This window comes from Dietzia sp. Cai40 (genome assembly GCF_014145165.1).
Classification (GTDB): Bacteria; Actinomycetota; Actinomycetes; order Mycobacteriales; family Mycobacteriaceae; genus Dietzia; species Dietzia natronolimnaea.
On sequence record NZ_JAALEB010000345.1, the window covers coordinates 1 to 10398 of the forward strand.

General features: G+C 71.3%; 9 protein-coding genes. 7 read left to right on the top strand and 2 right to left on the bottom strand.

Annotation, left to right across the window (positions count from 1 at the left end; translation table 11 throughout):
* The first annotated feature begins 58 nt into the window (after positions 1-58).
* Genes G6022_RS13080 through G6022_RS13095 form a run of 4 tightly spaced genes read left to right on the top strand, consistent with a single transcriptional unit; the run spans position 59 to position 3698 of the window.
* The gene (locus G6022_RS13080) at positions 59-1039 is read left to right on the top strand and encodes a VWA domain-containing protein (RefSeq protein ID WP_182639080.1); all 981 of its coding nucleotides are present in this window, start codon (positions 59-61) and stop codon (positions 1037-1039) included.
* Positions 1040-1093: 54 nt separating this feature from the next.
* Positions 1094-1825 carry a 3-oxoacyl-ACP reductase FabG1 gene (gene fabG1 / locus G6022_RS13085; RefSeq protein WP_182639083.1) on the top strand — a complete coding sequence of 244 codons (732 nt, stop codon included), beginning with the start codon at positions 1094-1096 and terminating at the stop codon, positions 1823-1825.
* A 2-nt stretch (positions 1826-1827) separates the two neighbouring features.
* Positions 1828-2655: an NADH-dependent enoyl-ACP reductase InhA gene (inhA, locus tag G6022_RS13090; protein ID WP_182639084.1), complete on the top strand. Its 828-nt coding sequence runs from the start codon at positions 1828-1830 to the stop codon at positions 2653-2655.
* On the top strand, positions 2652-3698 hold the full coding sequence (locus tag G6022_RS13095) for a ferrochelatase (RefSeq protein WP_182691714.1): 1047 nt from the start codon (positions 2652-2654) through the stop codon (positions 3696-3698). The genes inhA and G6022_RS13095 overlap by 4 nt, the downstream gene beginning before the upstream one ends.
* 34 nt (positions 3699-3732) lie before the next feature.
* Here G6022_RS13095 and G6022_RS13100 read toward each other — a convergent pair whose 3' ends face one another.
* Positions 3733-4545 (bottom strand): hypothetical protein, encoded by an 813-nt coding sequence (locus G6022_RS13100; protein WP_182691715.1) that lies wholly within the window; start codon positions 4543-4545, stop codon positions 3733-3735.
* Between the two features lie 68 nt (positions 4546-4613).
* Between G6022_RS13100 and G6022_RS13105 the strand changes: the two genes are divergently transcribed.
* Positions 4614-5435, top strand: coding sequence for a DUF3097 domain-containing protein (locus G6022_RS13105; RefSeq protein WP_179525292.1), 822 nt, complete (start codon positions 4614-4616; stop codon positions 5433-5435).
* A 17-nt stretch (positions 5436-5452) separates the two neighbouring features.
* On the opposite strand, the gene G6022_RS13110 is transcribed toward G6022_RS13105, so the two are convergent.
* Positions 5453-6109, bottom strand: coding sequence for a TVP38/TMEM64 family protein (locus tag G6022_RS13110; protein ID WP_347238182.1), 657 nt, complete (start codon positions 6107-6109; stop codon positions 5453-5455).
* A 134-nt stretch (positions 6110-6243) separates the two neighbouring features.
* Between G6022_RS13110 and G6022_RS13115 the strand changes: the two genes are divergently transcribed.
* A complete protein-coding gene (locus G6022_RS13115; RefSeq protein ID WP_347238183.1) occupies positions 6244-8091 on the top strand; it encodes a methylmalonyl-CoA mutase family protein in 1848 nt (615 codons plus the stop codon).
* A 1-nt stretch (position 8092) separates the two neighbouring features.
* Positions 8093-10398: methylmalonyl-CoA mutase (scpA, locus tag G6022_RS13120; protein ID WP_241731213.1), on the top strand; the 2306-nt coding region annotated here is incomplete at its 3' end.

Below are 10398 nucleotides of genomic sequence, written 5' to 3' on the forward strand. Positions count from 1 at the left end.
GGGAGAACCTCGTCAGGGACCTGCCCGACGACCATCCGACACCGGGAGGAACGCACCGATGAGCCTGTCGGAGTTCCAGCACCCGCTGTGGCTGGTCCTGGTGGTCGTGCCACTGGCCCTCGCGATCGGATACGTGATCGCGCTGCGATCCAAGAGGCGCAGGACCGTGCGCTTCGGCAACTTCGGCGTCCTGCGGACCGTCGACCGTGGCGGTCGACGCTGGTTCACCCACGTCCCCGCGGTGCTGCTCATCCTGTCGCTGCTCGCCCTGGTGGTGGCGCTGTCCGGGCCGCAGAAGGAACAGAAGGTGCCGCGGAACCGCGCGACGGTCATGCTCGTCGTCGACGTGTCACTGTCCATGGAATCCACGGACGTGTCACCCTCCCGCCTGGAGGCCGCGCAGCAGGCCGCCACCACGTTCGCCAACAACCTCACCCCGGGCGTCAACCTGGGACTGGTCTCCTACGCCGGAACGGCCTCGATGCTCGTGGCACCCACCACCGATCGGGGACCCGTGGTCCGCGCCGTCGAGCGACTCCGGCTGGACGAGAGGACCGCGACCGGCGAGGCGATCTACACCGCCACCCAGGCCGTCACGACGTTCACCGAGAGCCTCGGTGGCACCGACCAGGCGCCGCCGGCCCGTATCGTGCTGCTCTCCGACGGCAAGGAGACCGTCCCCGCGGACCCGACCGAGGAGCGCGGGGCCTTCACCGCCGCCGAGCGCGCCGAGGAGGCCGGCATCCCGATCTCGACCATCTCCTTCGGCACCCTCTACGGGACAGTGGACATCCAGGGTCGCCCGCAGCCCGTCCCCGTCGACGACGCCTCGTTGCGCACCATCGCCGAGATCTCGGGGGGTGACTTCTTCACCGCCTCCAGCCTGGAGGAGCTCGACTCCGTCTACCGCACCCTCGAGGAACAGATCGGGTTCGAGTGGAAGAAGGCCGACGCCTCGCGGCCGTGGCTCGTGATCGGGTCCCTGCTGGCGATGCTCGCCGCAGCCGGATCCCTGGTGGCACACCGCCGCATCCCGTGACGGGTCCGCGCACCCCCACCGGGTCACCCGTGACGGTTCGATAGGTTGGTGCACATGGTTCCCGACAGCACGCCCACCCCCACCCCCCGGACGGTCCTGGTGACCGGGGGCAACCGCGGCATCGGACGCGCCGTGGCCGAACGACTCGCCGCCGACGGCCACCGGGTGGCGGTGACCCATCGAGGGTCCGGTGCGCCCGACGGCCTGTTCGGAGTCCGGTGTGACGTCACCGACCCCGACTCCGTCGACGCGGCGTTCACCGCGGTCGAGGCCGAGTACGGCCCGGTCGAGGTGGTGGTGTCCAACGCCGGGATCACCGACGACACCCTCCTGATGCGGATGAAGGACGAGCAGTTCACCCGGGTCGTCGAGGCGAACCTGTCCGGCGCGTTCCGGGTGGCCAGAAGGGCCTCCCGGGGGATGCTGCGCGCCAGGTTCGGCCGACTCATCTTCATCGGATCGGTGGTCGCCCAGTCGGGCACCGCGGGCCAGGTCAACTACGCCTCGTCGAAGGCCGGCCTCATCGGGATGGCCCGCTCACTGACCCGGGAACTCGGCTCACGCAACATCACGGCCAACGTCGTGGCCCCCGGGTTCATCGACACCGACATGACCGCCGGGCTGGACGACAAGACGCAGGCCCTCGCCGTGGCGGCCATCCCGCTCGGCCGGAAGGGCAGCGCCGACGACGTGGCGGGGGCCGTCAGCTTCCTCGCGGGGGACGACGCCGGCTACATCTCGGGTGCCGTCCTGCCCGTCGACGGCGGTATGGGAATGGGGCACTGACCATGAGCGAGAACACCCGCACCGGGATCCTCTCGGGCAAGACCATCCTCGTCACCGGGGTGATCACCGACGCCTCGATCGCCTTCCACATCGCCAAGCACTGTCAGCTCCACGGCGCCACCGTCATCCTCACCGCGTTCGGCCGGCCGTCGCTGGTGCGGGCGATCTCGAAGCGACTGCCCGACAGGCCTGCGGTGATCGAACTGGACGTGCAGAGCGAGGAGGACCTCGCGGCGCTCGAGGGCAGGGTGAGAGAACACGCCGAGTCGCTCGACGGGGTGGTGCACTCCATCGGGTTCGCGCCGCCCAGTTGCCTCGGCGACCCGTTCCTCGACGCGCCCTGGAAGGACGTCTCCGTCGCCGTGGAGGTCTCCGCCTATTCGTACGCGTCCCTCGCCAGGGCCGTGCGCCCCCTGCTCAACCTCGGCGCGTCGATCATCGGACTGGACTTCGACCCGCGGTTCTCCATGCCCTTCTACAACTGGATGTCCGTGGCCAAGAACGCCCTGGAGGCGGTCAACCGCTACGTGGCCCGAGAACTCGGCCCGGAGGGCGTGCGGTCCAACCTCATCGCCGCCGGCCCCGTCAAGACCCTCGCGGCCAAAGCCATCGCCGGAGACGCGCTCGGTCCCGGCGGAGAACTGGACCAGATGCAGGACGAGTGGGCCAGGCGCGCCCCCCTGGGGTGGGACGTGAACGACCCCACCGCGGTGGCGACCACCGCGGTGGCGCTGCTCTCGGACCTCATGCCCGCCACCACGGGAACAGTGATCTATGCAGACGGTGGAGCCGGCACCGTCTCCTTCAGCGGACAGGAGAACCACAGATGACCGATGGTGAGCTCGAGGTGACCGGGCCCGTGGACGCCCTCCTCGTCCTGTCCTTCGGCGGGCCCGAGGGTCAGGAGGACGTCATTCCCTTCCTCGAGAACGTCACCCGCGGGCGCGGGATCCCGGCGGCGCGACTCGAGGAGGTCGCCACCCACTACCGACAGCTGGGTGGCCGCAGCCCGATCAACGACCTCAACCGTGAGATCATCGCGCACGTCGAGGAGGAGCTCGCCCGCAGCGGCAGGGACCTGCCGGTGTACTTCGGGAACCGCAACTGGACCCCGATGATCGAGGAGACGGTCCGGCAGATGACCGCGGACGGCGTCCGGACCGCGGCGGTGTTCGCCACCTCCGCGTGGGGCGGCTACTCCGGCTGTGCGCAGTACCAGGAGGACATCGCCCGCGCGCGCGAGCAGGTCCCCGGTGCGCCCTCGATGGTCCGCCTGCGACAGTTCTACGACCATCCCCTGTTCATCGAGCGGTTCGCGTCCGATCTCCGCGCCGCCCGGGAAGCGGCGGCGCCGGGAGCCCGCGTCGTCTTCACCGCGCACTCGGTCCCCGAGGCGGCGGACGCCGTCGCGGGTCCGCCCGCGCTCGGAGGTCGTCTCTACAGCCGTCAGGTCGCCGAGGCGTCGCGGTTGGTGGCCCGCGCGGCCGGGGTCGACGATCACGACCTGGTCTGGCAGTCCCGTTCCGGACCCCCGAGCGTGCCGTGGCTCGAGCCCGACGTGGTGGACCATGTCCGTGGACTGGCGGAGGACAGCGGCGTCCGCGACGTCGTGATCGTCCCGATCGGGTTCATCTCCGACCACGTCGAGGTGATCTGGGACCTCGACACCGAGCTGGTGGACGAGGTGCGCGAACTCGGCGTGACGGTCACCCGCTCGGCGACACCCGGGCCGAGCCCGGAGTTCGCCCGGATGGTCCTTCAGCTGCTCGAGGAGGTCGAGTCCGGAGTGCAGGGCGACAGGCTCGGCGACGTGCCCGCGCTGGGCTGCAACCGAGATGGTGCCCGATGCGCGGTCGGGTGCTGCTCCCGCTAGACGACGCGGAGAACACCCGTCCCCGCCGGTCGCCTCAGGCGCCGCGGGAGGCCGCGTCCCCCGCCGCGGCGACCGCCGCGCGACGAGCCGCGTCCTTTACGGCCACAAGGCGTCGCAGGATGGGTTCCCGGGCGGCCGGGTCGACGCCCACGTCCGGCTGCGCCAGCGCGACCGTGATGATCGCCTCCACCCTGTCGATCCTGTGCACCAGCTCGATCACGCGGGACGGTAGACCGGCGGGTAGCCGGGTGACGTGGGAGTCCAGGTCCAGATCGCCCGCCTGACCCACCCGTGTCGTGGTCCGCTCGATCAACTCCGCCGCCTCGACCACCGCCTGCCCCAGGGCGAACAACGCCGCAGAGGGCCCGTCGGGTTGGGGAGGCACCGGACAGTCCGCGATGCCGCGGACACGCCAACGCAGGACGTCCGGGTGCGGGTGGACGCACGTGAGGACGACCGCCTGGCGGCTCGCCGGGTCGCGGACCAGGACCCCCCACCCCGCCTCCGCCACGTCGGAGCGGAGCGAGGGCACCGCGGGGAGGCTCGACGAATCCCCGGGTGCCGCGGTGAGCAGGGCCAGCGACTCCGGGGCGGGATGCGATCCCACCGAGCGCCGGAGACCGGTCACGAGCCCGGGCAGCAGCGCGGTGGGTCCCGAGGCGGGGGAGATCCCGTCCAGCATCCGTACGGGCTCGCCGGTGACCTCGACCAGGTGCGACCCGGCCAGGCCCGAGACGTACCCGGTCAGTTCGTCGAAGGGCTGATCACCCCAGGCGGTGCGCAGGAGGAACAGCGGCAGCGGCCACGCGGGGGACAGCGCGGCGCTCCGGGTGAGGGGGCGGGACATGACGATCAATCCTACCGGCCGGTGCGCCGCCGACCCCCCGCGCACGGATCCGGCTACCGTGTCGGCCCATGGCAGACATGTACGGATCCGACATCCTGTCCGGGACGGCGCGACGTCGCCGACCGGAGATCCCCGTCGTCGTGGCCGAGAGCGACCTGGTGGTGGAGCACGCGGACTCCGGATTCTGCGGTGCCGTGGTGGGATTCAACCGCACCCCCGACGGCGACTTCGTCAAACTCGAGGACCGCCGCGGCCTGGTCCGCCTCTTCGCCATGACCCCCTCGGCCTTCCTCATCGACGGCTCACCGGTCACGCTCCGCAGGCCCGGGCCGGTCGTGGCGGCCGGCCCGAAGGTCACGGCGTCCGGGTCCCGGAAGGTCGAGGGCCTGCGGGCCAGGACCGCGCGCGCTGGCCGTATATGGGTCGAGGGCATCCACGACGCGGCCATCGTCGAGAAGATCTGGGGCCACGACCTGCGGGTCGAGGGGATCGTCGTGGAGCCACTCCACGGGATCGACGACCTGCCCGCCCTGGTGGCGGAGTTCGGGCCGACGCCGCAGGCGCGCCTGGGCGTCCTGGTCGACCACCTGGTCACGGGCAGCAAGGAGTCACGCATCGTCGCCGGGCTCGGCGGCGACGTGCTGGTGACCGGACACCCCTATGTGGACATCTGGCAGGCGGTCAAACCCCGGGCCGTGGGGATCCACGAATGGCCGGTCGTCCCACGGGGCGAGGACTGGAAGACCGGCATCTGCGACCGGCTCGGATGGGGTGAGCCGGCCGACGGTTTCCGGCGGGTCCTGGGCGCGGTGAGCACGTACCGGGACGTCGAGCCGGCCCTGCTGGGTGCGGTCGAACGTCTGGTGGACTTCGTCACCGAGCCCGCCTGATCCCCACCGGGGTCAGCTCACCCGGGTCTGCCGACCCCGTCGTCGTCTCCACGGACGGGCAGGCGGGCGTCCAGGATCATCCCGACCAGTCCCACCGCCGCGAAGGCGCCCGTCGCCCACAGCGCGGCGGTCCCGTCGCCCTCGGTGAGGGAGTGCCCCAGCAGGATCGCCGCGACGGTCCCCGGGGTGCTGCCGATGACGGTCGCGGGCAGGAACTGACGGAACGGGATCGAGGTGAGGGCGGCCGCATAGTTGACCACCGAGAACGGCGCGGCGGGGACCAGCCTCAGGCTCCCGACGGAGAGCCATCCGCGACGCCGGAGGCGGGCGTCCACCGCCGCGACGCGGGGGTCCGCGCGCAGCGCGGCGGTGCGGCGGTGGCCCAGACGGCGGACGCCGACGAACGCGAGGGTGGCCGCTATCCCGGAGGCCACCAGTGACCACGGGATCGCCACCGCGGGAGCGAAGAGCACAGCGGCCGAATAGGTGAAGGTCGACCGGGGGACCGGCGCCACGGTGACGATCGCGTAAGCGGAGAAGAACGCGACCGGGAACCACGGGCCCAGCTCATCCGCCCAATCGCGCAGCTGCTCCAGTCCCGGGGTCGGGACGACGGTGGCCAGCACCACCAGGGCCAGGACGACCGCCACCCACCAGATCACCCGTCCGCGCACGGGTCGACTGTAGTCGCCGGGATCGCGGAGCCCACCCCTGGTGACCCCGCACACATGGTCACGTCTCGACAGCGGGAGGGGCTGCATTAGAGTCCGTGGTGACCCCCTTCACTCCACAAGAGAACGAGGTACCGGTGTCCAGTCCGACCACAGGTCCCGACCTTCACTCCTGGTACGCCTCTGTGGGAGCCGTCCTCGCGAAGGCCGCCCGCAAGGATCCCGCCGAGATGCCCGAGGACGCCTGGCGCGCCCTCGTGGCCACCACCCGCGACGGGATCGAGGTGAACCCCCTCTACACGCGCGCCGACGAGACGCCCGAGCGCCCGGCTCCGGGGTCGTTCCCGTTCGTGCGGGGAGGGGACCGGTCGGGGCTCCCGGAGAACGGCTGGCACGTCAGCGCCAGGGTCGAGGCCAAGGGCGACCCGAGCGAGGTCAACACCTCGGTCCTGGACCTTCTCGGCCAGGGCGCGTCCGCGCTGTGGTTGCGGGTGCCGGCCGCCGACGTGGCCGCCGTCCTCAAGGACGTCTACCTGGACCTCGCGCCGGTGACCTTCGACGCCGGATCGGACCTCGTCGAGGTCACCGACGCGTTCCTGGAGCTGCTCGACCAGCGCAGGTCGGCAGGAGACGGGGTGACCGACCGGTCCGCGGTGATCGCCGACCTCGGCGCGACACCGGTCACCTCCGCGTACGCCGCGGGCGCGTCGTCGGAATCGGTCGACCTCGACGCGGCGGTCGGCCTCGCCGTCCGCGTGGCCGAGCGCGAGGAGACCGTCCGGACCTTCGTCGCCGACGGCACGGTATTCCACGCAGACGGCGCCGGGGACGCGCAGGAGCTCGCCTACGCCGTGGCCGCGGGCCTGGAGTACGTCCGGGCGCTGGTGTCGGCGGGGCTCGCCGTCGAGGTCGCCCTGCGCCAGATCACGTTCCGGTTGTCCGCCACGGACGACCAGTTCGTCTCGATCGCCAAGTTCCGTGCCGGGCGCCTGATGTGGGCCCGCGTCGCCGAACTCCTGGGCGCACCCGACGCGGGGAATGCGCCGCAGCACGCCGTCACCTCCTCGGCCATGATGGCGCGACGCGACCCGTGGGTGAACATGCTGCGCACCACTCTCGCCTCGTTCGGGGCCGGGGTCGGCGGTGCCACCTCCGTCACCGTCCTGCCGTTCGACGCCTCCCTGCCCGGGGGCCTGGAGAGCGCCTCACCGGCCTTCGCCGAGCGCATCGCGCGCAACACCCAACTGTTGCTGCTCGAGGAGTCCCACCTGGGGCATGTGGTCGATCCCGCCGGAGGATCCTGGTACGTCGAGTCGCTCACCGACTCGCTCGCCGAGGCCGCCTGGTCCGCGTTCCAGACCGTCGAGGCCGAGGGAGGACTCGCCGCCGCCATCGCCTCGGGGAGCGTCGCCGCCGCGATCGCCCGGGTCCGCGAGGCCCGCGATGCCGACATCGCCCACCGCACAGCGCCGATCACCGGTGTCTCCGAGTTCCCGAACCTCGCCGAGCCACCGCTCGACCCGGCTCGGCGCGGCGGGGAGGACTACCGGTACGGGCGCGACTTCGAGGCCCTGCGGGACCGTTCCGACGCGCACCTCGAGGCCACCGGCGCCCGGCCGACGGTCCTGCTCGCCGGGCTCGGCCCCATGGCGGAGACCACGGGTCGGGTCACCTTCATCGCCAACCTGCTCGCGGCGGGCGGGATCGAGGCCCGCAACCCCCTCGCCACCGCGGCCGACCAGTACGCCGGGGTCCGCGAGGGGGAGGAGATCGCCGTCCTCTGCGGCGCCGACAAGCGCTATGCCACCGAGGGCCCGGAGGCCGTCCGGGCGCTGCGCGAGGCGGGTGTGACGACGGTGTACCTCGCGGGCGCCGAGAAGGAGTTCCCCGCCGACGCCGACGACCGACCGGACGGATACCTCGCGACCGGGATCAACGCCGTCGCCGCCCTGACCACCCTCCTCGACCAGCTGGGAGTGAAGTGAGATGACCACCTTCCCCGATTTCAGCATCTCTCCGCTGCGCGGGTCCACCGACGGAGCCCCCCAGCCGGGTTCCGTCGACGAGGGCCCCACGTGGGAGACCCCGGAGGGCATCGACGTCAAGCGGGTGTTCACCAAGGCGGACCGTGACGCGGTCGAGACGGGCAGCGCCCCGACCGACGACGGCGAGAAGGTCACGCCCTTCCCGCTGGACACCGTCCCGGGCGCCGCGCCGTTCCTGCGCGGTCCGTACCCGTCCATGTACGTCAACCAGCCGTGGACCATCCGGCAGTACGCCGGCTTCTCCACCGCGGCCGAGTCCAACGCCTTCTATCGCCGCAACCTCGCGGCGGGCCAGAAGGGGCTGTCGGTCGCGTTCGACCTGGCCACCCACCGCGGGTACGACTCCGACCACCCCCGGGTCGCCGGGGACGTCGGGATGGCGGGTGTGGCGATCGACTCGATCCTGGACATGCGCGAGTTGTTCGACGGGATCGACCTGTCCGCGGTCTCCGTCTCGATGACGATGAACGGCGCCGTCCTGCCGATCCTCGCGTTGTACGTGGTGGCGGCCGAGGAACAGGGGGTGGCTCCGGAGCAGCTCGCGGGGACCATCCAGAACGACATCCTCAAAGAGTTCATGGTCCGTAACACCTACATCTATCCGCCCACGCCCTCGATGCGGATCATCTCGGACATCTTCGCCTACACCTCCCGCAAGATGCCCCGGTTCAACTCGATCTCGATCTCCGGCTACCACATCCAGGAGGCCGGTGCGACGGCGGATCTGGAGTTGGCGTACACGCTCGCGGACGGCGTCGAATACCTGCGCGCCGGGCTGGACGCCGGGCTGGAGATCGACAAGTTCGCCCCTCGGCTGTCCTTCTTCTGGGCGATCGGGATGAACTTCTCCATGGAGATCGCCAAGCTGCGGGCGGGCCGCCTGCTCTGGAGTGAACTGGTGGAGAAGTTCGGACCGCAGAACGAGAAGTCCAAGTCCCTGCGGACCCATTCCCAGACCTCCGGCTGGTCGCTCACCGCCCAGGACGTGTTCAACAACGTCGCCCGCACGTGTATCGAGGCCATGGCCTCGACGCAGGGTCACACGCAGTCGTTGCACACCAACGCCCTCGACGAGGCGCTGGCGCTGCCCACCGATTTCTCCGCCCGCATCGCGCGGAACACCCAGCTCCTGCTCCAGCAGGAATCGGCGACGACCCGCCCCATCGACCCCTGGGCGGGGTCGTACTACATCGAGTGGCTCACCGCTCAGCTCGCCGACAAGGCCCGACTGCACCTCATCGAGATCGAGGAGGCGGGCGGGATGGCACAGGCGATCGGCGAGGGGATCCCCAAGCTCCGCATCGAGGAGGCCGCAGCCCGCACCCAGGCGCGGATCGACTCCGGTCGCCAGCCGGTGATCGGGGTCAACAAGTACGTCGTCACCGAGGACCAGGAGATCGAGGTCCTCAAGGTCGAGAACTCCCGCGTGCGCACCGAGCAGCTCGCCAAGCTGGACAGGCTCCGGGCTGAGCGCGACGAGGCCGCCTGCCAGGCGGCCCTGGACAGGCTCACCGAGGCCGCCGGCGGCGGGGCCGGGAGCGGTATGGAGAACAACCTCATGGCGCTGGCCATCGACGCCGCCCGCGCCCACGCGACCATCGGCGAGATCTCGGACGCGCTCGAGAAGGTCTACGGTCGACACAAGGCAGAGATCAAGACCCTGTCCGGCGTGTACCGGCAGGAGGTCTCCAAGGAGGGCGCCGTGGACAACGTCACCAAGGCGATGAAGATGGCCGAGGAGTTCGCCGAGTTGGAGGGTCGCAGGCCGCGCATCCTGTTGGCCAAGATGGGACAGGACGGCCACGACCGCGGGCAGAAGGTCGTGGGGACCGCCTTCGCCGACCTCGGCTTCGACGTGGACATGGGCCCGTTGTTCCAGACCCCGGAAGAGGTCGCCCAGCAGGCCGCGGACGCCGACGTCCACGTGGTCGGCGTGTCCTCCCTGGCCGCCGGTCACCTCACCCTGGTGCCGGCACTGCGCGAGGCGCTCGCCGCGGTGGGCCGTGCGGACATCATGGTCACCGTCGGTGGCGTCATCCCGCCCGGTGACTTCCAGGAGCTCTACGACGCCGGGGCGACCGCCATCTATCCCCCCGGCACCGTGATCTCGGACGCGGCGATCGAACTGCTCGGGGCACTGGCCCGGGAACTCGGTCACGAGCTGCCCTCCGCCGGCCCGGAGTCCCCGGGATCGGACGCCGCGGGCTCGGCACCGGCGCGCCCCGGCGAGGGGGCAGGGGCGGGGGC